General features: G+C 58.8%; 18 protein-coding genes. 5 read left to right on the top strand and 13 right to left on the bottom strand.

The genetic code is table 11. From position 1 onward, the window contains the following. Position 1: 1 nt before the first annotated feature. The 8 genes from EV675_RS13165 to EV675_RS13130 form a co-directional block, all read right to left on the bottom strand. Positions 2 to 697: a response regulator transcription factor gene (locus EV675_RS13165; protein WP_130357658.1), complete on the bottom strand. Its 696-nt coding sequence runs from the start codon at positions 695 to 697 to the stop codon at positions 2 to 4. Between the two features lies 1 nt (position 698). Further along, on the bottom strand, positions 699 to 2,186 hold the full coding sequence (locus tag EV675_RS13160; RefSeq protein WP_130357657.1) for an ArnT family glycosyltransferase: 1,488 nt from the start codon (positions 2,184 to 2,186) through the stop codon (positions 699 to 701). 4 nt (positions 2,187 to 2,190) lie between these two features. Beyond that, positions 2,191 to 3,291, bottom strand: coding sequence for a glycosyltransferase family 2 protein (locus EV675_RS13155; protein ID WP_242621401.1), 1,101 nt, complete (start codon positions 3,289 to 3,291; stop codon positions 2,191 to 2,193). Next, positions 3,183 to 3,482, bottom strand: coding sequence for a GtrA family protein (locus EV675_RS30280; RefSeq protein ID WP_423213227.1), 300 nt, complete (start codon positions 3,480 to 3,482; stop codon positions 3,183 to 3,185). Before EV675_RS30280 ends, EV675_RS13155 begins: the two co-directional genes overlap by 109 nt. Before the next feature lie 264 nt (positions 3,483 to 3,746). Next, entirely contained in the window at positions 3,747 to 6,911 is a 3,165-nt protein-coding gene (locus EV675_RS13145; RefSeq protein ID WP_130357654.1) for an efflux RND transporter permease subunit, read from the bottom strand. A 56-nt stretch (positions 6,912 to 6,967) separates the two neighbouring features. Next, positions 6,968 to 8,167 (bottom strand): efflux RND transporter periplasmic adaptor subunit, encoded by a 1,200-nt coding sequence (locus EV675_RS13140; protein WP_130357653.1) that lies wholly within the window; start codon positions 8,165 to 8,167, stop codon positions 6,968 to 6,970. A 9-nt stretch (positions 8,168 to 8,176) separates the two neighbouring features. Then, the gene (locus tag EV675_RS13135) at positions 8,177 to 9,421 is read right to left on the bottom strand and encodes a TolC family protein (protein WP_130357652.1); all 1,245 of its coding nucleotides are present in this window, start codon (positions 9,419 to 9,421) and stop codon (positions 8,177 to 8,179) included. 600 nt (positions 9,422 to 10,021) lie between these two features. After that, positions 10,022 to 10,639 (bottom strand): mechanosensitive ion channel family protein, encoded by a 618-nt coding sequence (locus tag EV675_RS13130; RefSeq protein ID WP_207221949.1) that lies wholly within the window; start codon positions 10,637 to 10,639, stop codon positions 10,022 to 10,024. A 127-nt stretch (positions 10,640 to 10,766) separates the two neighbouring features. Between EV675_RS13130 and EV675_RS13125 the strand changes: the two genes are divergently transcribed. After that, positions 10,767 to 13,238 carry a heavy metal translocating P-type ATPase gene (locus tag EV675_RS13125; RefSeq protein WP_130357651.1) on the top strand — a complete coding sequence of 824 codons (2,472 nt, stop codon included), beginning with the start codon at positions 10,767 to 10,769 and terminating at the stop codon, positions 13,236 to 13,238. Between the two features lie 9 nt (positions 13,239 to 13,247). Here the strand turns inward: EV675_RS13125 and EV675_RS13120 are convergent, their stop codons facing one another. Further along, complete coding sequence (locus tag EV675_RS13120; RefSeq protein WP_165404574.1) at positions 13,248 to 14,840, bottom strand: phosphoethanolamine transferase; 1,593 nt, start codon at positions 14,838 to 14,840, stop codon at positions 13,248 to 13,250. A gap of 706 nt (positions 14,841 to 15,546) precedes the next feature. Between EV675_RS13120 and EV675_RS29710 the strand changes: the two genes are divergently transcribed. The 3 genes from EV675_RS29710 to EV675_RS13105 all read left to right on the top strand — a co-directional run bounded on the left by EV675_RS29710 (position 15,547) and on the right by EV675_RS13105 (position 18,410). Then, positions 15,547 to 15,828 (top strand): DUF4148 domain-containing protein, encoded by a 282-nt coding sequence (locus EV675_RS29710; RefSeq protein WP_165404573.1) that lies wholly within the window; start codon positions 15,547 to 15,549, stop codon positions 15,826 to 15,828. A 158-nt stretch (positions 15,829 to 15,986) separates the two neighbouring features. Then, positions 15,987 to 17,531, top strand: a complete 1,545-nt coding sequence (locus EV675_RS13110) for a tetratricopeptide repeat protein (protein ID WP_165404572.1) — start codon at positions 15,987 to 15,989, stop codon at positions 17,529 to 17,531. 36 nt (positions 17,532 to 17,567) lie between these two features. Continuing rightward, on the top strand, positions 17,568 to 18,410 hold the full coding sequence (locus EV675_RS13105) for a MurR/RpiR family transcriptional regulator (RefSeq protein WP_130357647.1): 843 nt from the start codon (positions 17,568 to 17,570) through the stop codon (positions 18,408 to 18,410). Positions 18,411 to 18,431: 21 nt separating this feature from the next. Here EV675_RS13105 and EV675_RS13100 read toward each other — a convergent pair whose 3' ends face one another. The 4 genes from EV675_RS13100 to EV675_RS13085 form a co-directional block, all read right to left on the bottom strand. Then, on the bottom strand, positions 18,432 to 19,124 hold the full coding sequence (locus EV675_RS13100; protein ID WP_130357646.1) for a hypothetical protein: 693 nt from the start codon (positions 19,122 to 19,124) through the stop codon (positions 18,432 to 18,434). Positions 19,125 to 19,144: 20 nt separating this feature from the next. Further along, complete coding sequence (locus EV675_RS13095; RefSeq protein ID WP_130357645.1) at positions 19,145 to 20,662, bottom strand: alkaline phosphatase; 1,518 nt, start codon at positions 20,660 to 20,662, stop codon at positions 19,145 to 19,147. Between the two features lie 46 nt (positions 20,663 to 20,708). Next, positions 20,709 to 22,148, bottom strand: coding sequence for an alkaline phosphatase (locus EV675_RS13090; RefSeq protein ID WP_130357644.1), 1,440 nt, complete (start codon positions 22,146 to 22,148; stop codon positions 20,709 to 20,711). Between the two features lie 769 nt (positions 22,149 to 22,917). Then, a complete protein-coding gene (locus EV675_RS13085) occupies positions 22,918 to 23,751 on the bottom strand; it encodes a transcriptional regulator domain-containing protein (RefSeq protein ID WP_130357643.1) in 834 nt (277 codons plus the stop codon). 267 nt (positions 23,752 to 24,018) lie between these two features. Here EV675_RS13085 and EV675_RS13080 point away from each other — a divergent pair, with 267 nt between their 5' ends. Continuing rightward, the gene (locus tag EV675_RS13080; protein WP_130357642.1) at positions 24,019 to 24,261 is read left to right on the top strand and encodes a helix-turn-helix transcriptional regulator; all 243 of its coding nucleotides are present in this window, start codon (positions 24,019 to 24,021) and stop codon (positions 24,259 to 24,261) included. Positions 24,262 to 24,480: the final 219 nt, after the last annotated feature.

Raw genomic sequence — 24,480 nt, 5'->3', positions numbered from 1 at the left:
TTCACTCTTCTCCAGGCTGCACCAGTCGGTAGCCTCTTCCTCTTACGGTTCGAATCAAATCCGCTCCCGTTGTGAGTTTCAGCAAACGCCGCAAGTTGTAAACGTGGGTTCGCAACGTGTTCGAATCGACTTCTCGAGACTTTCCGGACAATTCAGCCATCAAATCCTCATAGCTCACGAAGTTTGGATAGCACTTGATCAAGGTCTCGAAAATCATTGCACCGCTGGACCCCAACTCGACGCTCGGACCGCTGTCCAGGGACAAGATCAACGTTCCCTGGTCGAAGGCCAGCACCCCGGCACGGACTACTTTCTTTCGTCCAGAGGAACGTCGATGTAAGGCTTCAATGCGAGCCTTGAGTTCACGCAGGTCGAAAGGCTTGACAAGGTAGTCGTCAGCCCCGCTGTCGAAGCCTTCCATTTTGTCCTCCATCTCCGATCTAGCCGTCACCAAGATGATTGGAGTGAAAGAGCCGAGCTCCGAACGTACTCGCCGGCATAGCTCGAGTCCGGACAAAGCGGGCAGCATCACATCAAGAACGATGACGTCATACTGGTTCACGCTGAGCAAATGAAGCGCTGTCAACCCATCATAGGCAAAGTCCAGGGCATAGCGCTCCTCCCCCAGGTACTCCATGATGTTCTCGGCCAGCGGCAATTGGTCTTCGACGATAAGCAGGCGTGTCAAGCGTTCCATATCACGGGGCAAGAACGTGAATCGGGGCAAACTTGCTGGACGATCGGCCCGCGTCAGGGGGCGTAAATACGACCAGGAAATACCGCTTGTTCTCGTAGACAACTCTCCATCCATCGGGGACCAGTCGAGAGAACTCGGCAAAAGCCGATCGCGGAACGGCGAGATTGACAGGCAGGCGCGAGCGGGCCAATTCGGCGGCGAGATCACTTAGCTCGACCCTTTCCGCCCTACCCGCCGAATAGAAACGCGCAGAAAAGGGCCGATCATTCACGTAGACCAGGCGCGCATACGCCCCGGCGCCACGGCTCTGTGCATATCCGATCAGTTCGCGCTCTGTCTTCACGCGGTTGGTCGAATCATGCACAACCAGGCTCAGCACCAAACAAACACTCGGAACGAGTGCACCGGCCGCGACGATGCCTTTGCTTGAGAGGGACCATCCTTTCGCCCGGACATACATGGCACAAAGCATCGCAAACGCAGGCAGCCCAGGCAGCACGTAAGTCCACAGAATATTGTGCGCGAATGTGAAGAAGAGCATGGGAAACAGCGCCCACGCCGCAAGGTACTTCACCTCATCTGTCATACGAGTCCGCACTTGGTCAAGTGCTTGGCGCTCACGCACCAGACCTATCACTCCCACTAGCGGCAACAAACTCCATGGGAATGCGGCCATCGCCCAGTTCCACCAGATCGCGCCGAAAGGCTTTAGATGGGCAGAACCATAAAGATCACCCTTCCATCCTGGCTCGATGAATCTCAGTAGGTGCTCACCGACGACAAAGTACTGAACGAAGCCCGGCGTGCGGATCTCCGCCATGACATACCAAGGCAGCACCAGCACCGCCGTCAACAGCAAGCCGCTCACCCATGGCAGCTTGGCCAGCGACCGCCAGTGTCCGCGGGAGACACAAAGCCAGGCCAGCAGGGGTCCTCCGGTCAGAGCCAGGACAAGCGGCCCTTTGGCCAGCAAGCCAACGGCGATGCCCAGAAAGAATCCGTACCCCCAGCACCGGCCACGCCCCTGCAAAGCCAGCCTGAAAGACACCATGCTCAGCGTAGTACCAAGCGCCAGAAAGGGGTCCGTCAGAACGGCGCCAGCAGCAACAAATGAAAGAAGTGACGTAGCCAGAATCCAGGCTGCCAACATGGCGCCGGCCAAACCAGTGGTGATGCGCAAATAGGCGAACGTCAGTGCCCCGGTCAATACGGCGGCGATTAGCGAGGGCAATCTTCCTGCGATCTCGGTGATGCCGAACGCGCTAAAACTGGCTGCCTGGGCCCAAAATGACAGCGGTGGTTTTCCCCAGAACGGAACGTCAGGCGAGAACCAGGGCGTTACCCAATTTCCTGTCTCCACCATCAGGCGGGCAATCTCCGCATACCGTGGCTCCGATGTATCAATGAAAGGCAAGAGATACATTGCAAGAAGTCGGACGCCGACAGCCGCACCGAGTAGGACAACAAACAGTCGAGTAGTGGATGACATGGCTTCAATTCGGACGTGGCGACGGCTGCGTATCTGTTTGTCTCTCGACGATGTCCTGCACCAGATAGACGGGGCGCTGCTTGATTTCGGTATGGATTCTGCCCACGTATGCACCGAGCACCCCGATCGTGGAGAGCTGAAGTCCAGCCAGGAAAGTCACCAGCGCAACGAGTGCAAGAGGCACTGACATCGATTCGTCGTATAGGAGAATACGGGCGACAACCAGCAGCCCAAGTGCACAGCCGATTGCCAGAATGATGGTGCCGGTGATCGAAGCAATGCGAAGCGGACTGAGCGAGAACGACGTGATGCCGTCGAAGCCAAGCTTGGCAAGATTGTGCAGGCCCCACTTGCTGCGGCCGGCGACCCGTGGCGCGCGGTCGTACAGAATGGTGGTTGTCGGCATGCCTATCCATGCAAACAGTCCCTTCATGTAGCGACCCCGCTCCGGGATTTTTCGCATCGCGACGACAGCACGTCGGCTCAGCAACCGGAAGTCACCAGTATCGGGAGGTATTTCAACCTCGCTCAACCGGTTCAGGATTCGGTAGTAGATATGCGCCGACACCCGCTTGAGCCATGTATCTCCCATTCGCGTCCGACGACGCATAACCACGACATCTGCCCCCTCCTTCCAGGCTTTGACCATGTCGGGGATCAGTTCCGGAGGATCTTGCAGATCAGCGTCCAGAATGATTACCGCCTCGCCATGAGCATGGTCGAGCCCAGCGGTCATCGCGGCCTCTTTGCCGAAGTTGCGCGATAGATGGATGACTCGCATAGCCCCCAGCGCCATGGCTGTTCGGTCCAGATAGGCGGCGGTTCCGTCCTTGCTGCCATCGTCGACAAACAGAAGCTCATACGAGACCGCGAGCACCTCGAGTACGCTCCGGAGTCGAGCAAGGCAGACCGGCAGCACGGCGAGTTCGTTAAATACCGGAATGATGATCGTCAGCACAGGCGGCGTCGGCACAGCGGCAGGCGAAGACACACTGCTCATGACCGTAGAATCCATCTCGTCATCAAGAAGTTGAAAACGGCTACGAGCGCGGTAGTTAGGAGTTGCGCCGAGGCAACATTCGTCGGCAAATTGTCGAGTACCCATTTGAAAATCGTTGAATTAAACGACCAGCTGGCACACACTAATAAGGCGTAATGCAGTGCATGCGTTGAAGCGGCGCCAGTGCTGGCAAAAGTTACCGTGCGCTGCCATACGAAGTTGACGAAGGCTCCCGCCACAGCGCCAATGGAAGTGGCGACGACGGGGTTGACCGAACAAACAACTAATAAAAACATCGTCAGCCAATGCACACCTGTGGCGCCAGCCGCGCCTACCAGGTAGCTGCTCGTCAAACGCGAGTGCGCGCAGATCCAAGTTCTCAGCAGAGAACCTCCTGTTCGATATATTCGGATCCGGGGAGTGTAGCGAGAGCTACACCAAATCAAGATCAACGAATTATCAAGAATTCGTCAAAGAGATCCCGGCGTCATGTTTCGGCAATCAAGCAATATTCCGCCTCGGAGGCAAGCCGCCGAGGCGTACTACACACATAGCCCTGCCTAGGCCATCACCTCCTGATTAGCCGCATCGGCACGATCCCCATCACGCTCATTTCGATGTACCAGCCGGTACAGCAACGGCAGCACCAACAGCGTCAGCGCAGTTGAAGAAACGATGCCTCCAATCACTACCGTCGCCAACGGGCGCTGGACTTCGGCGCCGGTTCCCGTCGCCAATGCCATCGGCACAAAGCCGAGCGAAGCGACCAGTGCCGTCATCAACACCGGCCTCAGTCTAGTCAAGGCCCCGGTATGAACCGCGTCATCGAGCGTCGCGCCTTCAGCACGCAACGAGCGGATGAAGGACAGCATCACCAGGCCATTGAGCACCGCCACGCCTGACAGCGCGATAAAGCCAACAGCGGCGGAAATCGACAACGGTATTCCTCTCAGCCACAAGGACAGGATGCCTCCGGTGAGCGCGAAAGGGATGCCGGTAAATACGATGAGCCCGTCCTTGACGTTCCTGAACATCGCGAACAGCAGGACAAACACCAACAACAGAGCGACCGGCACCACAATCTGCAATCTAGCCGTCGCGGATTGCAGTTGCTCGAACGTCCCGCCCCACGTCGACCAGTACCCTGCAGGCAAGCGAACAGAAGCCTCGATTCGATCTTGAGCCTCGGTCACGAACGAAGTGAGATCCCGACCTCGGACATTGGCGCTGACCACGATGCGTCGCTTTCCGTCTTCGCGACTGATCTGGTTGGGCCCCGGCGACAGATCAAACAGCGCCAGTTCCGACAACGGAACAAATGCGGTGCGCGCATCGCCGCTCTTGGGCAGCGCGACAGGAAGGCGCTTCAGTGTTTCAATGTCACTGCGCACCTCATCAGGCAGACGTACCAGAACGTCGAATCGACGATCGCCCTGGAAGAAAATGCCTGCTTCGCGCCCGCCTACTGCAGTAGCGATTGTTTCCTGAACTTCCACCATACTGACGCCATACCGGGCCGCCTTCTGCCTGTCGACCGAAATCGTCAACATCGGAAGACCTGTCGTTTGCTCTGCCTTTACCGATTCGGAGCCAGCGACCTTGGACAGCACACCAACGACCTCCGCCGCCGAACGCTCGAGCTGCGCCATGTCATCCCCGAATATCTTGACCGCTACGTCCGATCGTACCCCCGAGATCAACTCATTGAACCGCATCTGGATTGGCTGCGTGAACTCATAGTTGTTGCCAGGCACCTGCGCAACAATTTCCTGAATAGCTGCGAGCACTTGGTCATGAGATCGCTTCGGCTTTGGCCAGTCCGCGAGCGGCTTCATGATGATGTAGGTATCCGCCGCGTTCGGAGGCATCGGGTCGGCGGCGACCTCGGCTGTCCCCACGCGTGCAAAAACCCGGTCAACCTCGGGAACCTTCTTGATATTCTTCTCGAGCAGTTGCTGCATAGCCACTGACTGGGTCAGACTGGTACCCGGCACACGCAACGCTTGAACAGCGATGTCCCCTTCGTTCAGGTTCGGGATGAACTCCGCGCCTAGCTTCGTGGTCAAGGCCATGGAAAGCACGATGGCAACGCCGGCGAATACAAGCACGATCAACGGGTTGGCTTGCGTCCACGACAGCATCGGCTCGTAGCCACGACGAGCCCACGACATCAGGCGGTTTTCCTTCTCTTCCACCTTCTTGTTCAAAACCAGAGCGACCGCGGCGGGGACGAAGGTGATCGACAGAATCATCGCTCCCAGCAGCGCCAACACCACGGTGATCGCCATCGGATGGAACATCTTCCCTTCCACGCCGCTGAGCGCGAAGATGGGCAGGTACACGATCATGATGATCAACTGGCCGAATATTAGCGGTCGACGCGCTTCGCGCGCGGCCTCGAACACCTCGCGGAAGCGCTCCGACCTCGTCAGCAACCGCCCCTGACTCGCTTGCGCGTGGGCCAGCCGACGAACGCAGTTCTCGACAATCACGACCGCACCGTCCACGATAATCCCGAAATCGAGCGCCCCGAGACTCATCAAGTTGGCGCTGACCTTGTAAGTTACCATCCCTGTAAAGGTGAACAGCATCGACAGGGGAATCACCATCGCGGTGATTAGCGCCGCGCGTATGTTGCCGAGGAACAGAAACAGCACAACAATAACGAGCGCGGCTCCCTCGACCAGGTTCTTCTTGACGGTGGCAATCGCCTTGTCGACAAGCGTGGTGCGATCGTAAACGGTAATCGCCTTAACGCCGGGCGGAAGTGTTTTGTTGATGCTGGCCAGGCGCACGTTGACAGCCTGAGCGACCGAGCGACTGTTCTCGCCGATCAGCATGAACACAGTACCCAGAACGACTTCACGACCGTTCTCGGTGGCGGCGCCGGTACGCAGTTCCTTGCCGATGCCCACCTCCCCCAGGTCTCGGACACGAATGGGCTGCCCGCCCACGCTACTGACGATAATGTCGCGAATATCCTCGATCGAGGCGACCTGGCCAGGTGCGCGGACGAGGTATTGCTCCCCTCCTCGCTCGATATAGCCTGCGCCCACGTTGACGTTGTTGGTCTCGAGGGCGGCGACCACATTGGCGAGGGTCAGCCCGTAAGCCGCGAGCCTTTCGAGATTGGGTGACACGACATACTCTTTGTCGTAGCCACCGATCGTGTTGATCTCGGTTACTCCAGGCACGGTTCGCAACTGCGGACGGATGATCCAGTCCTGGACCTCTCGCAGATCCGTCAGTGTGTACTCGGATCCGTCAGCCTTCTTAGCACCGGGCTCAGCCTCCACCGTCCACATGTAGATCTCGCCCAGGCCGGTGGAAATCGGCCCCATCGTCGGAGTGACACCGGCTGGCAAAGACGCCGCAGCCTCCTGGATACGTTGGTTGACCAGTTGACGGGCGAAGTAGATGTCAGTTCCGTCTTTAAAGATCACCGTGACCTGAGACAGACCGTAGCGAGACAAGGAGCGTGTCTGCTCGAGATTCGGCAACCCCGCCATGGCAGTTTCGACCGGGAAGGTGATGCGCTGTTCGGTCTCCAGCGGCGAGTATCCCGAAGCGGCCGTGTTGATCTGCACCTGAACGTTGGTAATGTCAGGCACGGCATCGATGGACAGACGCGTGTAGTTGTAGGCACCAACACCGATCAGCCCGATGACGGCGAGCATGACCAGCCATCGCTGTTCGATGGCAAAACGAATAATTTTCTCAAACATGATTCTTCCTGAAAGAGCCTGGAGGTACGTTCAACGCCTTACAATCTTGGCGACGTTCAGTGGGCGTGTTCCGCCTCGCTCTTTCCGAGCTCAGCCTTGAGCGTGAAAGTATTCGTGGCCGCATATCGCTGCCCCGGCTCCAATCCTCCCGTCACCTCGACAGAGGTACCGTCCGTGCGTCCGGTCTGCACCTTTTGAGCCTTGAAGCCTTCAGGAACGGCGAGGAAAATCGTGCTTGAGTTATCGACAGTTTGAATCGCGGTCGCTGGCACAGCGATAGCCACGGGTTGCGGCTTCGCCATGACTTCGGCCGTAATAAACAGCCCGGGACGCCACAGCGACCCCGGATTCTCCAGCGTTACCCTGGCGGTAGCGGTCCTGGTCTGATCCCCTATCAAAGGCCCGACGTAACCTACGGTTCCTTCAGTCGTCTGCGAGAAGGCGCTGGTCGAAATGCGGACTTTCTCGCCTACCGCGACTACCGGCAGATCCTTGGGCGCAACGATAAACTCAGCCCAGACAGTTCGCAGATCGGCAATGGTGAACGCTTGGTCTGTTTCGTTGACCGCTTCGCCCAAGGTCATGTGCTTGGCGATGACGACACCCTCGAAAGGCGCTCTCAGCGCGTATTGATTCAGGCCGGAAGCCGCAGCGCCGGCGCCGACAGCCGCCAGCTTCTGACGGGCGTTCTGGACTGCGATGCTGGCCTCTTCACGGGCAGTCTTTGCCTGAAGAAACTCTTGCTCGGCCGAGACCTTTTCATTCCACAGACGCTCCTCGCGCTTGTAGGTTTGATCGGCGAGCTCTGCGCGCCGCTGGGCAGTAGTCAGCGCACTCCGCAAATCAGACAGATTCGCGCTTACGATCGTGGCCAGGACTTGCCCACCTTTGACCGTCTGCCCCAGATCGGCGGAGACAGCTTCGACAATGCCTGCCACGCGCGGCACGACATGCGCCAGCCGATCGGCATTGAATCGGATCTCTCCAGGAAAGCGCGTGGAAGACGCCACCGTGCCCGGCGCGGCGATCGCGACCTGAATATCGCTCTGAGTGATTTGCTCTGCCGTGAGTTTGATGACGCCTTCATCGTCATGGCCCTCCTCTTTAGACTCGGCACTCTTCTCGCCCTCTTGCCCGTGGCCGTGGCCATCGCCAGCGTCATGGGAGCCCCACGGATAGAAAATTCCGAACATGGCGAGTCCGCCTGCAGCCACGATGGCTGCCGCGACGATGGTCTGTTTCTTGGTGATCGACATATACGTTCCTTAGCGACCGAGCACTCGGTCGATAACGATGGCAGCCTGATAGGAATCGGCCAGTGTGGTCAGATAGCGAATTCGAGACTGGAACAAGGTGCGCTGAGCGTCGAGCACATCGATAAAGCTGAACTTGCCTGCTTCGAATCCCTTCGTCGCGACGTCGTAGGCCTGCTGAGCCCCTGGAAGCAAGGTATTCCGCAACATCTGCGCTCCGGCTCTTGCCTGCGACAGACGAATTGCCGCCTGGGAAAGCTCGTTGCGCATCGCTATCTCGACAGAGCGGTACTGGTCCTGCGCTTGGTCAGCCCGCACCTTGGCCTCGTAGAGATTGCCTTGGTTCCGGTTGAAGAACGGCAACGGGATCGACACGCCGATCAGCGTCTGATTCCTGCCAAGATCGTTGCTCCGCTGACTACCGGCCGATATCGTCACGTCGGGATATTGCTTGGAACGCTCCACATCGACTACCGCCTTTCGACGCTCGATCTCCAGCCTTCCAGCAACAAGCTCGGGCGCGCTACCCAGGTCTCTCAACAGCACATCAACGGGTCCACGATCCGGCAATTGCTCGAGATCGCCAACCGCACGGATAAATGCCGGCTCGCTGCCACCCCAGAGCGCGACCAGGAATCGACGCGCCCCCTCGAGACGAGCCCGCGCGTCAGTCAATGCAAGTTCGGCGTTGCCCTGTTCGACAGTGGCGCGGGTCTCTTCCAACGGCGGCACCTTGCCGGACGCCACGCGGCGCTTGGCAATGTCGGTCGCCTTCTGCGCAACACCATAGGAAGCTTGCGCCAACTCCACACCTTCCTGCGCAATCAGCACCTCGAAAAAGGCGCCGACTGTCGCCGCACGAACGTTGGCGCGGGCCAACGTCAGATTCGCGACGGCAACGTTCTGAGCCCGCTGAGCAGCCACCACTCGGGCCGTCCGCTTACCACCCAGCTCGATCGGAATGCCGATCTGTGCAGCGGTAGTCCGCGTCTCCCTGCGCGTATCCTCCATACTGAGGGATAGCTCGGGGTTGGGTAACAGCCCTGCCTGCGTAATGCTGCCGTCGAGCGCATCGACTTCTTTCGCCGCGGCCTGCAAGGCTGCGTTCTGACTGGCGCTCAGTGCGAGCGCGACATCGAGCGTCAGCGGAGCTGCGGGCTCGGCAGCAACGGCAGGAGGCGCACTGGAGAATGGTTGTGCCAAGGCAGGCACGATGGGGTTGGCGACCAGCGCCAACCACAGTACTAAGGATCGCATCGAATTTCACCTGAAACAATGTCGGGAAATTCGGCGAGACAGGAAAAAGGAGGAACGTCTCGCCGAGTAACTAGACGAGAGGCGGCCACTGTGGCCGTTCAGGTTGAGACACTGGACCCGATAGAGGCAACCAGTTGGCAGGAGCGGTCAATGCGACCGTGACAGATCCAGCCGGGGCAAGAGACAAGACGGGGAAAACCGCGTGGCTGGCAACCAGGTGGCACACCATGCAATCCGCGTGCGACCAGCCACCGTCAGCCTGCTCGACATCCTCGCCCATATGAACATGCTTGTGATGTCCGAAGTGGGAAGACACCACCTGCTCGGCCTCGTGCTCGCAATATCGTGCCGATACCGCCCAGGTAGCCTGGAAGGGCACTAGCAGAATAAGAAGGAGGACGAATAGTCGGCGCATGGCTGCAAGTTTACTGGAGACCGGCAACGCAACTGACAAACAGTTTGATGACATTTCTGTCATTTTCCGCGCTGCATCAACGAATTTCAACGAGCGGACTAACTCGCTGAAAGCCATTTAAAACCCTGAAGCAGCTACAGGGTCAACAACTGTTTGGGGACACTGCCGTGTCCCTGCTGCAACGGTCACGGACCAGAGCGGTGGATCTCTATGGCAGGAGGGTTCCCCGCCTCGGCAGCGCCATGCCAACGGCGCAATGCCCGCTGGAAAAACAGACTGTTGGGTAGCTGAAGCGTTGTGCCGTTGGTCTGGTCTCCGCTTTCCAGCAAAGTGGTGTACACCAAGTTGATATCTACCACTCGTCCACGCAAACCCGGCTTGTCCCCCGACTCGAGCAATTCCACCAGGTCTCCCGCCCGAAACGTACGAGTTGTAAAAATCAGCAGCGCACAAAACAAGTTCGAAAGAACGCTCCAGGCGGCGAAGAACGCCACGGCGGCCACCGTGGCGAAGCCCGTAAAAGCGGCCCACAACGCCATTCCGGACACGCCTAGGCGCTCCAACGACCATAAGAGTGCACCGCCGTAGACGATGAATGCCAACACGCGGCGCGACAGAAGCGCCACCTTTGCGGGCAAAGCATAGGTAGCGGTCAGTCTCGCAACCAGGTGGCGTGCGAGTCGCGCGACCACCCAGGCCGCGAAAACGATGGCACCGATCTGAAACGCGACGACCAGCGCATCTAACCAGTTATCCGCCCATCGAGGCAAGCGGGCGTGAAGCGAGAGCAGAAAATCTTTCATGCTGGAGGACAGTGCGAACGCGGACAGGTTTCGATTTTGCCTCATTATCGGCGACGAATATCAAACCCTCATCAAACCGCTCTCACCTCCCTATACTGGCGTCATCTCACTACCGAGGCGCCAAGACATGACGGACAAGCTCAGCCTTGATATTCCCCTGGTTCTGCCGAACATTCTTAGCGAGGCTGACGCTTGCGTACAGCGCCTCATCAATGAGCTTCAGGCTCGTGCCGGGGTGGAAAAAGCACACGTCAAGTCAGCGCAGGGATCCGCACCCGCTCAGTTGTGCATTCACTACGATGCCGCTGTCTTGCCGCTATCCAGGATCCGGGAACTCGTACGCGCTGCCGGTGCCGGCATCAGCGCTCGATTTGGACACGTCCAATGGCAGGTCGACGGCATCAGCCACCAGCGACGGGCAGACACGCTGTCAGAGCGCCTTCGCACTGTACCGGGCGTCATCGAAGCGTCAGCCAGTGCGAGCGGAGAAGTGCTGGTCGAGTTCGACCGTGAAGCGACCTCCGAACAACACCTCCTCGACACCATGTCGCAGATGGGAATCACGCGAAAGGAGAATCCGTCTGCCCGCCCTGCAGGACACGGGTCCCCAGGACATCAGCACGGTACCGACGAGGAAGGCGGCGACCACAAGCACGAACACGGCGGCCTGCTCGGTCCAAACACGGAGATGATCTTTGCATTGAGCTGCGGTGCGATGATGGGGCTCGGTGTCGCCATTGAGAAGTTCTCTACGAACACTCCTTCGTGGCTTCCTTTAGCCTGCTACATCCTCGCATATCTACTCGGCGGGTTTTACACACTGCGCGAGGCCATCGACAACCTTCGGCTGAAGCGATTCGAGATCGATACGCTGATGCTGGTCGCTGCCGCGGGTGCGGCAGCCCTGGGGTCGTGGGCGGAAGGTGCCCTCCTGCTATTTCTGTTCAGCCTCGGGCATGCGCTGGAGCACTACGCCATGGGCCGAGCAAAGCGTGCGATCGAGGCGCTGGCCGAACTGGCTCCCGATACCGCCACCGTTCGACGCCTTGGACGCACCGAGGAAATCCGGGTGGAAGACCTCGTCATCGGAGACAATGTACTGGTTCGACCGAACGAACGGCTTCCTGCCGACGGCTTCTTGCTAATGGGCTACTCGAGCGTCAATCAGGCACCAGTGACTGGTGAGAGCATTCCCGTCGACAAACGCCCAGTCCCGGACGCGACACTTGCGCGTGCCAAGCCGGACACGGTCGATGCCGCATCCCGCGTTTTCGCAGGAACGATAAACGGGGGAGGCGCCATAGAAATAGAAGTGACGCGCAAGTCTGGCGACTCCGCGCTTGCTCGCGTCGTCAAGATGGTCAGCGAGGCGGAAACTCGAAAATCCCCCACCCAGCGGTTCACGGACAAGTTCGAGCGAGTTTTCGTTCCGGCCGTTCTACTGCTCGCCTTTATCCTGCTATTCGCCTGGGTCGTTGTCGACGAGCCCTTCCGCGATAGCTTCTACCGTGCCATGGCCGTTCTGGTGGCTGCCAGCCCATGCGCGTTGGCGATTGCCACACCCAGCGCGGTCCTTTCTGGCATCGCGCGCGCTGCCCGCGGGGGCATACTCATCAAAGGCGGTGCACCATTGGAGGAGTTGGGTTCGCTCAATGCCATGGCCTTCGACAAAACAGGGACCCTGACCGAGGGACGACCACGAATCACGGATGTGCTTCCGGCCGAGGGAGTCAGCGAAGACGAGTTGCTGTCAGTTGCCGTCGCCGTCGAATCCTTGAGCGACCACCCCCTTGCGGCAGCGATCGCGCGAGATGGCCGGGAGCGCTTGGGTGGCCGCGACCTTCCCGTCGCGAGCAAGCTAGAGAACCTGATCGGACGCGGCGTATCCGCCGAGCTGGATGGAGAACCGGTATGGATCGGCAAAGCGGAAATGTTTGGTGCACTGGACGTACCCGCCCTCGGTGCGTCAACGCGGAATGCCATCGATCAGCTCCGTGAGGCGGGCAGAACGAGCATGGCCGTCCGCAAAGGTTCCCGGGACCTGGGTGCTGTTGGATTGCTCGATACGCCGCGCGAGGGCGCGCGCGAGACATTGCAGCAACTGCGCGAACTCGGCATTACCCGCATGATCATGATCTCCGGCGACCACACGAACGTGGCCCAGGCGGTAGCGAAAGACGTCGGGCTGGACGAAGCCTGGGGCAACCTGATGCCCGAGGACAAAGTCGAAGCAATACGCAAGATCCGCGAGCAGACCAAGGTTGCCATGGTAGGCGACGGCGTCAACGATGCACCGGCCATGGCAAATGCCACGGTAGGCATCGCCATGGGCGCAGCGGGCTCGGATGTTGCCTTGGAAACGGCGGACGTGGCGCTCATGTCTGACAATCTGAGAACCCTTCCGTTCGCCGTGGGCCTCAGCCGCCACACCAAGTCAGTCATTCGCCAGAATGTATTCGTGAGCCTGGGTATCGTCGCAATCCTTGTGCCGGCAACGATCATGGGCTTGGGAATCGGCGCGGCAGTGGCGGTCCACGAAGGGTCCACGCTGTTGGTTGTCGTCAATGCCTTGCGTCTTCTTGCTTATCGACAAGCCTGAGCGCTTTTGTCAGCGCTTCGAACATCCTCCGAGGAAATCAAGGCTTGGCTCGTAGCGCTCAGTCTTGATGTTCATCATGCCTAGCAGGAGATGCGACAGACTGTCGTGTGAAGTCGGCTGTCTGCTGATCCCGTCCAGGCACGCCATATCCACATTCAGGCTTTTCTTCAAGGCTGGAGACAGCCACAGCACTTGCGGCACCTTTTTCTGAAACGCCGGCGCAATCAGGTGGGGCAGCCCGTGAAGATAGACATTGTTCTCGCCGAGCGACTCTCCGTGATCAGAGACAAATAGCAATCCGGCATCGTGACTGTCCAGGTTTACCAACATGTCGATCGCTCTCGCCACGACATGGTCGGCGTAGGCCACACCGTTGTCATAGGCGTTGACGATGGATTCCCTCGAGCACTGCGCCAGATTGGCTGTAGTACACACGGGCGCCCAGCGCTGAAATGCCGGTGGATATCGCAAATAGTAGCGAGGGCCGTGATTACCCATCATATGCAGCACCACGACGAAGTCGCGCTGCGACGAGCCAATGCGATCAACAAGCCCATCCAGCAGGCTCTCGTCGTAACACAAGCCCGCAGGACATGCGCCAAGACTGGCCATGGATTCGAAAGGGAGTCCTCTGCACACACCTTTGCAGCCTGACTGGTTGTCTCGCCAAAGCGTATCGACACCTGTCCGCTGCAGGACATGGAGCACGGATTCGCTTCGACGGATGACAGCCTCGTCGTGCTGGCGTCTACCGGAAAGCGAGAACATGCATGGCAGAGAAACCGCGGTGCTCGTGCCACAACTCTCGACATCCGGAAAATTATAAACATCCCGCCTCTGCAACTGAGGCGTGGTCTGACGCCGATAGCCGTTCAATCCCCAATTCGCCGCTCGAACCGTCTCGCCCACGATCACGACAAACACGCGCGGACGGCGATTGCTTGCCGCTTCCCCACGGATGGCGTCGCTGGCAATCGGCTCCAATACCTCGGGCTCGTAGGTTTGCTCGCCCAGCACTCTCGCAACCGAGACGAGATAGTTTGCCGGCGTCACCAGGTAGCGCAACTCCCTCTTGTCGCGAAAGACCGGGACCGCAATGGCGGAGATCGACCACATCGCCAACCCGACGATCACAACACACGCTACGGCCCAACCCGCACGGTGAAAGAGGGCCAATGCAGTACCCCGCGCCGGCGACTGTGGCCACAAAGCGAAGACCGCTGCGGGGACAACGCCGTACAGACACACCTGAAGCCAGAGGATGATATTTCCCAGTAGTTCGCGGGCCTCCCTGGTGTCGGTTTCTACGACGTTCCGGAGCATCGACTTGTCGAAGTACACGCCGAATTCACGCATGAAATAAACCGCGAAGGGCGTAACGATCAACAATGAGATTCCCACTGGCTTAGCAAGAATCCGAGGGACAAAGCACAGCATAAGTAGCCAGTGCACCCCCACCAACACCACGAAAAGGCCTACGGTGACTCGCGGCGCTGCCGTCAGGCTCAAACCTGCGGCTTCGAGGAACTTCTCCCAGAAAACCTGATTCGCCCACAACGCGAAGTACACACTCAAAAGAAGGTAGAGCAGTTCGGTAGACACCGGAGGCAATATCGCCCCATCCCGACGGCGCGCCATGCTCCGCGCGGCACGAAGCTGCCATGAATTGACCATTTGATCGAGCCCAAGCAGGCCGTGTAGTCAAGGTCTCGCATCGCTGACGATCCGCGCAAACGCACGCTCCAGGTCAGAGGCCGGGAGAGGTCGAACGTTGCTGGAACGAGGAGAACGCCCACACGGCGTTAAAGAAGGCGAGCAGAGCTCACCGCCGAAACGCAAGCAGGCTCAACGCCACTTGGGGCGTTCCGGCGCTGGAAGATCAACGGAACGGTAGCTGGGGAACAGCAGAGGATATGGGATGAAAACGAGTGGCAGACTGGCAACCGGAGCAATTGGACCGATCAAGGCAGCAGCTGACACCGCATGGCACAAGCTGCATTCGTGCCCGACCGACGAAGGCGATGCCTCGGTAACCGTGTGGTTGTCGACGTGATGACCAAGATGGTGACGCTGATGGGTCGCCTCGCGGATATCGTGCTCGCAAAGCCCAGCGACAGAGCCCAAGACACCTCGCGCCAGCAGTAGGAGAATGACGACGACCGCAGTCACGCGAGCCATCAGCGACTTGCTCGGAAGACAAGGAGTCACGCCACCCTCAGATTGCAAAATTGTCATCATTCGGCCAGCGGCGCGTCGGCGCATCACGCCTAAAGTGACTCCTACAGACCACCACAACAGGAGTTTCACCATGAACCGCTCGATCACCGCACTCATCGCTACGCTCGTCATCGCCGCCCCCGGCATTGCACTCGCCAACTCGGCCTATCACGATGATGTCTATAACGAACGCTTCTTCTTCGCGGCGAATCACGATGCTCAACCGCAGCGCTCGGCGCTGAGCGGCACCCCTCAGGCTGCTAGCTTGAGCCAGAAGCCAACGCAAGGCAAGACCCGTGAACAGGTTCGGGAAGAGCTGCGTAACATCAGCGCAGACGAAAAGCGGCGTATGCAAGAGCTGTATGCCAACTAGGCAAGGCAATCCAGGCGGCGCGGTCAGTTTCGACTCGCCGCCTGGAATCGGATGACAACGTTGCTGCCGCGCTGATTACAAAATTGTCATTCGATCGCAAGCCAGCCGTTATCGTCGAACAGGTAATGTCTGTCGCCTGATAAAGCACGATGGCAAGTATGCAAGCGACGGGTCGTAATGCTCCCTGCCCATGCGGTAGTGGGAGAAAGAGCAAGCAGTGCTGTCTCGCCACGGGCGCGAACCCTCACAGTACGGTTGTTGCAGAGGCATATTTCCGTCGCGCAACTATTCTTCACAGCAGTGGCCGCTTCGATGACGCCATCGCCATCTACGAAGCAGCACTGGCAGCAGCACCTCGTCTTCCCCACGTTCACGCCAATCTCGGCAGCGCGTACAGCTCTGTGGGCCGCCTGGACGACGCGATACGCAGCTACTCCGAGGCCCTCGACCTGGCTCCTGACTCTGCCCACAACTGGAGCAATCTCGGTCTCGCGCAGCACGAGAGCGGCCAGTATTCGGACGCCGAGCACAGTCTGCGCACCGCGCTATCGCTAGACCCCGGGCTTGCCATGGCCCACCACAATCTGGCTTGGCTGTTGCAGCGCCAACACCGTGTCGATGAAGCCATTGCTTCGTATCGAAGCGCTGCCCGCCATATGCCGGGTAGCGCTCAGTCGCACTACAACCTCGGCACGCTTCTGGAGCAAAAAGACAACGTCGACGAAGCACGATCCCACTATCGCGCCGCGCTGGACGCGTCTCCGACGTTCATCCCCGCCCATCGGGCGCTAGCCGATCTGGCACTACGCACCGTTCCGCTGTGGCACGTCCCAATGATGAACGATGTCGCCCGCAACCGCGCTTACCAAAACGCCTTGAACCGAGCAGTGAGGCCGGGCTCCGTGGTCTTCGAGATCGGTACCGGATCCGGCCTGCTTGCCATGATGGCCGCCAGGTACGGTGCCGAAACGGTGGTGACCTGCGAAGCGGACCAGATCGTCGCGCAGGCGGCGACCGAGGTCATACGAAGCAACGGATACAGCGCAACCGTGCAAGTGGTCCCCAAGCACTCCCAGGAAATGGTAGTTGGAGAACACCTTCCTCGCTCCCCCGACGTCTTTGTCTCCGAGATTTTTTCCAGTGAACTACTAGGCGAACACGTTCTGAGCAGCATCGAGGATGCGAAGCGCCGGCTGCTGTCGCCACAGACGCAGGTCATCCCACAATCGGCGAACATCATGATCGCGCTAGTAGGAGGAGACGCGCTGTGCGACAACCTGTTTGTGGCCGACGTCTGCGAATTCGATCTTCGCGCCTTCAATGCCATCGTTCCAAAACGTCAACCTCTGGTTCGCGAAGACTTGCCCGTCCAGCTGCTTAGCGACCCCCTCGCCGCATTCTCTTTCGATTTCCAAAGCCAGGCCTCCTGGCCGGGCGAGACCAAGATATTCGACATACCGGTCACCGGAGATGGCAAATGCGTCGGCATTCTGCAATGGATCCGCCTTCAATTGGATGACGAGGTTGCATTCGAGAACGCTCCAACTAGCCGCGCCGGTTCATCGAGCTGGACGCGATCCATCTATCTGTTCCCGGAGCCGACGAGTCTGTACCGACGGGACGTTGTCAGAGTACTGGCCGCCCACAATCGCAATTGTCCCTGGTTCATCGTTGAAGACCTCACTCGCCTCTCGGATCAGTGAGTGCCGCCCTGCCCCAAAATTTTCTAATCTTTCTTTGTGACATCCACCTCTGACAAGCTCAAGCGGCAGCCTGAAGGCGAAACGGCAAATTGCAAGCTCAAGGAGCGCATACGCCTTCGCGGACCCGACCTCACTCCCAGTATGCAGCGAGTGTGCGATTTCATGGCCGACCACCCGGGCGCGCTGCTGAACGCTTCCGCTGAGGAGATTGCACGTCTTGCGGGTGTCTCGGATGCTACCGTCATACGTACCATTCAAAAACTCGGCTACGAAGGACTTCCCTATCTGAAATTGGAGCTTCAAGCCTCAGCCATCGGGCACAACAACCCTGACCAAACGGTAGACACAGGACTGCTCACCACGCGCGCGGATGTCGACCGCGTAGTGGACTATGTGTTGGATGAGTCCCAGCAATCGTTGCGCCGACTTGCACAGCCTTCGACCCGGCTGGCACTCGCGCGCTCTACCGCCCTACTCACAAACGCCAAGCGAATCGGCATCATGGGGCGTGGCGCTTCAGCCATCATGGCGCAATACGGCGCCTGGCTCTTCGTCCGACACGGAATACCCGCTTATCCGATCATCGGGACAGGGCCGGCACTGGAGGACGAGCTCATCATGCTGGCTGCTGGCGACGCCCTGATACTTGCCATTCGAGATAGCAGCCATCGAGAGTTGGCTGCCGCCATGAACGAAGCAATCAGACTGGGCATTCCAACGATCATCATGACGGAGCAGCCGCGCCACGTGCTGACGCGGGCCTGCGCAGAAACAATCGTTCTGCCCGACGCACGCGCCAACGGCAGCCCCCTGTGCAGCTCGACCCTGACCTGCCTGGAAATGCTGGCGCTGGGCGCGGCCGCATTGCGGCCGCGGTAAACCTCCTCCTCATTCGACTGGCTAATCGAGGAGATCCGAGTAGTCGCCTTGTTCATAGCCCTCGATCGCTTTCCAGGGCAGGACCTTGGGTGCGGGGACCGAGACCGCCGTCATACGACTGACGGTCAATCCATGCGGCCCACGGCTCTCGATCTGACGCGCGTACTGCGCGGCTACGTCCCAGTCGACGGTGATCGATGACTCTCCTTGCCTCAAGCGGTAACGTTGTACGCCACCGCTCACCGGTCCCGCCTTCTCCATACGGGCCAGGCTACCCGGATCGACCAGCCAGTACGCCACATTCCACGACCCGCCGTAGCCGACATTGCCATAGTGTGCCTCGTCGATAGCCAGAACCTTGCGCTGTTGGCGCCACACCATCCGGACCTCGATTTTTCCATCCGCCGCTTGCTGCACCCATACCGGCGAACCAACGGTGCTCGAGTGCGCATGACCGGCATGCTCGCCCTGCTGACGCGCTTCATGGCCATGGGTGTCAGATGCCCCGAGCGCCGCCGGGAAATCGCGTTCAGTCCAAACCATGCCTGAGCGGCGGTATACCCGATCTGTGTATCGGCTCTCCCTTTGCACACCATCGCGCCCGATAGTCGTACTCTGACGCTGAACCTTCAGGTTCAGATCGGGCGCTGGGGTATCCTGTGCGGACGCCCCCATCGGTGCAAGGACGAGCAGGACCCACGCCAACCACTTCATCGGTGACTCCTGCCCAACCATCACAGACCCGCCGCCTCTCGGACTTTGCCGAAAACTTTCGTGTTATCGATCGTGCCCTTGAATATCTTCGCACCCGCGCCTCCGGCAAACAGCATCACGTCGCCGCCGCCGTGTGTCTCTGCCCCAGGTGTGCCCAACACGATTCCCACTTCCTGCAGGTAGTTGTCGTCCTGTGTGTTGACACCCGTCAAATCCTCGCGCGATGCACCACGCGCGGGAGCAATCCAGCGCTTGTTGCCGTCCTCGGCATTGACTTGGCTCGATGCACTGCTGTTCGGTCGGCCGCCATTTCCGAAGACGAGAGTCGTATAAGGCTTCCCGTCCGCTGCAAGCGCGGTGCTACCGTCGCCATAGCCCTTGACGGTTCCCAGGATCGGGTTCCCGATCTTAGGATAGCCGTTGAATGCCATCGCATGATCATGGTCCGCCGTCACAACCACCAATGTGTTGGCCAGCCCTGGGTCTTTCTGATTCATGAAGTCCAACGCCGTTTGGATAGCCTGATCGAACGCCAGCGTGTCTTCGAGCGCGCGCTTGGCATTGGTACCGTGCAAAGCGTGATCGATGCGTCCACCCTCTACCATCAAGAAGAATCCCTTGCTGTTCTTGCTCAATACCTCCAGCGCCTTTTGCGTCATCTCGCCCAGGCTAGGCTGGTCGTATCCCAAGGCCGGCTTCACTCGGTCCAGCTCGTATGCCATTTCGCTTTGCGAGAACAGCCCCAGCAGCTTTGTCGTTCCCGCCGTGTTCAACGAACGCAGACTGGTGCCACTGTCTACGTACGCGTAACCCTTCGCCTGGAACATCGAGACCAGATTGACGTCGTCCGTTCGACGGCTGCTCGGGTTGACCGAGCGTGGAAGGTAATTGCGTTGCCCCCCGCCCATGAGTACATCGATCCCATCGAGCAGTTTGGTGTTGTAGCGGGCATGCCCAGGCGTCGATTGCTCGGCAATGGTGTTGTAGGCATTCCGGTTGCAAACATGCGCATAGGTGGTGGCCGGTGTGGCATGACCCACTCGTGTGGTGGACACCGCGCCAACAGATCGGCCGTTAGCCTTCGCCAGTTCAAGCAGAGTCTCTGCCGGGGTGCCGTTGCTCGCAGGGCATCGCGAGTCTTCCCCCGTGACGTACTGCGCGCCGGAAGCGTCGACAGCAGTGGTCTCGGCCGACATGGAGATGACCTCGTTCCGCATTTTGACGCCGGTCATGTACGCCGCCATCGACGGCGCGCTGTCTGTGGTCTGCCCGTCCAGCGAGTACGTCTTGATCCGTGCAGCCTGGGAAAGCGACTGCATGGCCAACTCCGCCCGCTCCGAGGTGATCAAGGATCCGGGTTTGGCCGCGAGCTGCTTCTCACCCTTGTAGATGCGCGCCGCGGTCACCGTTACCGGCCCCATCCCGTCGCCTAGAAAGAAGATGATGTTCTTGGCCTCACCCGCCGCCTGGGCCGAGCCCGTCGTGAGGGCCGTTACCACGAGTGCAGCCAGGCGCGCACGCTTCAATTTGATAGTCATGTGATATTTCCTTTGTGTTCGTCAATGATCAAGCTTGGCGGCCGCCCTACAGATCGATCGCCTTGCGAATGAGACCGAACACGTCGGTATTCAGGAGTGCGCCAGAGAATTGTTCGGCTCCTGCTCCTTGCGCGCCGAGGAACACATCAGCTCCGCCGTGCGTCTCGGAATCGCTGCCCGGATCCATCGGAATCACGGCTTCCTGGCGGAAGTTCTTGTCCTCCAGTTCCGTCGCATCGATCGGCCCGCGTGTGTCGAGACGCCGGGGGCCATTGCCGAATCCAATGATGGTGTAAGGGTTGCCATCGACATCCGTGCTAGGCACGGCGGCTCCAACATAATTCTTCACCAGGCCCAGCACGCCCGGACTGCCCGGCTCGGTCTTTCCTGTCCGCGCGGCATAGCCGTTCATCTGCAACGTATGGTCGTGATCTGCCGTCACCACCAACAAGGTGTTCTTCAAGCCAGGATCCACCTGCTGCATTTTGTCCAACGCAACCTTGATCGCATCGTCGAACGCGACCGTATCCTGCAGCGCACGCCGGGCATTGGTGGCGTGCAACGCATGGTCGATCCGACCGCCTTCCACCATCAGAAAGAACCCCTTCTTTTTCGCGGAAAGGACATCGATCGCTTTGGCTGTCATGTCGCCCAAGCTGGGCTCTTTGGCTGCGTCGCGATCGAGGTCATACGCCATATGGCTCTTGGTAAAAAGGCCGGCGATTCTGCTGCCGTCGACAGGAAGTTTGTCGAACTCGGTACGGTTGCCCGCGAACGAATACTTCGACTTGAGTTCGTTGACCAGATTCCGCTTGTCGTTGCGCTTCCCGCCGTCTTCCTTGGGGATGAAGTAGTCAGTACCGCCACCGAAGATAACGTCGATACCGTCGCCAAGCTTGGCGTTATACCCGACGCCCCCCGGCACCAACGCAGCCGCGATCGTGTTCTCTGCGTCGCGATGACAGACGTGCGCATACGTCGTCGCGGGTGTCGCATGGGTAACACGCGTGCTCGTGACGACGCCGGTTCCATATCCCTTGCCCTTCATCATCTCGAGCAGGGTTTCCACCGGCGTGCCATTGCCGCTCGGACACGTCGCATCGAAGTTGGTGTGATACGGCTTTCCGCTGGCGTCCGTCGCCTTCGTATCCGCGCTCATGGAGATGACTTCATTGTTCATCTTCACGCCGGTCATATAGGCCGCCATCGACGGTGCGCTGTCGGTGACCTGAGCATCGTTCGAGTACGTGTGCACGAACGCGGTTTCAGGTAGTTGGTCGATTGTCAGGTTGCCGTCCTCACCGACTTTGTAGATGCGTGCCGCGGTGAGAGTGGTGATCCCCATTCCATCCCCGAGGAAGAAGAGAACATTCTTCGTCGGAGCTTCGGACGGAGGTGGCGTTGTACTGGTCTTGTCACTGTCGCTGGAGCAACCCGCTACCAGACAAGTCGTAATCAGAGCGCCAAGCGCTTTCGTGTTCAACATAGTGGTGATTCTCCCCAAAAACTTTGCGGCGAGTTTGGGGACACCACGTTGCACAAATGTTAATGAAAGCCGCTCAGGACGCTCGGACAGGCGCCCTTCCCGGCGTACCGCACGCGCGCTTGATACCCACTGACAGCGCGGCCGCTACACGTAGACCGACCGCCTTGTAGTCGTCATGAAAGCCTGCAACGCTGACGACAACCGTCGCATCCATTTACCTCGCGAACAGTGCGTCTACTATCGGCAGATAAGCTTGCTCTTTCCTACTCGTGAGCATCACGCTACGTGACCGATCGGATCGCTACATCAATGCTCACGCACCGGCCGATACGCTGTCCCGACTTCGCCTTTTTGATGAATTTTCTGTGACGCGGCGCAGATTCCAGCGGCAGGCCTTCAATAGATCATGGCCTTTTCTTTGATCGTCCCTTGCGCCGCCGACCGAGACGTTCAGAACGCCGCCGCGCATTGCTTCGTCTACGCTTCCATTCCAGATACGCCACACACAGCCCCCCTACGAGCATGCCGCCGACTATCCACAACAAATAGGTCGTGGTGCCTGGATGAGGGGTGAATCCGATGGGTAGCATGAGGGACCGAAAGGAAGAAGATATCTCGGCAATCGACGCCTGCCGGCTCGTTCGCCCGCGACGAACGGTATGGTCGACGATTCAAGCAGACGAGGAGCGAGATGGCAATTACATTCTTGTCATGTCGACGGCACGCGCAGGCCGGATCAGCCCGCGAGATCAAAATTGAATTCAGCGCGTTAAAAAGGGGTGAAATTCTCTGGGGGCTTACCATGCGACATCCGAGTGAAGGCTTGGTCTAAACTTTCAACCACTTTAGGTAGGCCCAGCTTGAGATCCACCTTGTCGCGCATCCCAATCTGAAGATAGCGCTCTGATGCGTATGAAGACGCACTCTTCCACTCGTCTGAATAGGCTTGCTGTATCTTCATCGTATCCTTCCCCAAGCACTTTCCCGGAAAAATGGAACGATAAGCACGATCGTTTTTGACCCCATGAGATTTTGCGTCCAGCATTCGCAACCAACCTAGCCAAGTCTTCGCTTCACCCCGACCACGCGACTGGACAACTCCTGCGGGTTCATCTCTCATGGCCGGCGCAGAGCCCTCCGACACGTGATGGCTTATCAGAACGCTCATTTGCCTCTTTGCCTCTGCAAGTTGCGCATTCAGGGCTCGCACGCTGTATCGCATCTGCCTAATGTCAAACAGGACCAAGAACTGATCTGGCTGCAACGTCACCGAAATCTTTGTGGGCTTAGTTAGCATCTTGGAAGAGTAGCCGCGGACACGCACGAACATCGGAGAACGCGGATCATGGTTAACGTAGTCATGACGAAAGTGCATGTACCGCCGGATGAAGAACTGGCGTGCCACCTCTGCGCGCAGTACGTTTCTATCTCGACGGCTCGCTGACCTCACGCGGTTGCAGGCGTCTTGAAAAGCAGGATTCCGTCGCAAGAATTCCCATGCCCAATGGCTGTTAGACCAGCTTTCGAATCCGGCATATGCCGCGTCATCAAGTCCATCGGAAAAAACTTCCTTTGGATCAATTGCCTTTCTCTTGCGCCCCACGTCATGTCCTTGTCGCCTGGAAACTGGAGAGCGTAACCCAGTCAGACAGCCGCGGTCACCATACACCTGACTGACTGCGGTATTACCAGTGCAGGCGACTTCCTACAGCAGGTCATCGCAGAAGAAGAATTCCGGGCGTTAATTTTTGACCAATTCCCGGAGCCACTTCAAAGGCCGAATAGATAACTCCCGCAGTAAATTATCGGGGCAAAAGTCATCATTCAGTCCTTGCCGGCGCATTCCGTGCCAGCACTTACAGGGACACCGATGACGCACCATCTTCCCCCCGGAGCAAGCGGCATTACCAACGCTGCCCCGCAGCACAACCAACTTGTTCTTCTGCGTCGCAGCGCGGTCGAGACGATGACGGGACTCAGCCGCTCTTCTATCTACGAACTCGGGTCGCAGGGCGCCTTCCCCAAGCCCGTGCCGCTGGGACCCAAATGCGTGCGCTGGCTGCAGCATGAAGTTCAGGAATGGATCTGCCAAAAAATCCAACAACGTAAATAAAGCCTGTGCGCTGGGCGGCCAGCCACCTGCGTTCGCCGCTTGCAATACACGAAGCAAATTTTGCCCGCAGGGGGTCAGATCTTCGCCGGTTCAAAACGTCAGCACGCCGCCGCACAGAACCTCGGACGTGCAGAACCGGCGGCTTTCTGCCCCCGCAGTGAGGCACCGTAACTACATGCAATGTGATGCATAAATGTATGTATGCATCCTGATATTAAT

The organism is Pigmentiphaga kullae (assembly GCF_004216695.1).
Classification (GTDB): Bacteria; Pseudomonadota; Gammaproteobacteria; order Burkholderiales; family Burkholderiaceae_B; genus Pigmentiphaga; species Pigmentiphaga kullae.
Note: the sequence above shows the minus strand (reverse complement) of the source record. Positions and strands in the feature narration are given on the sequence as shown.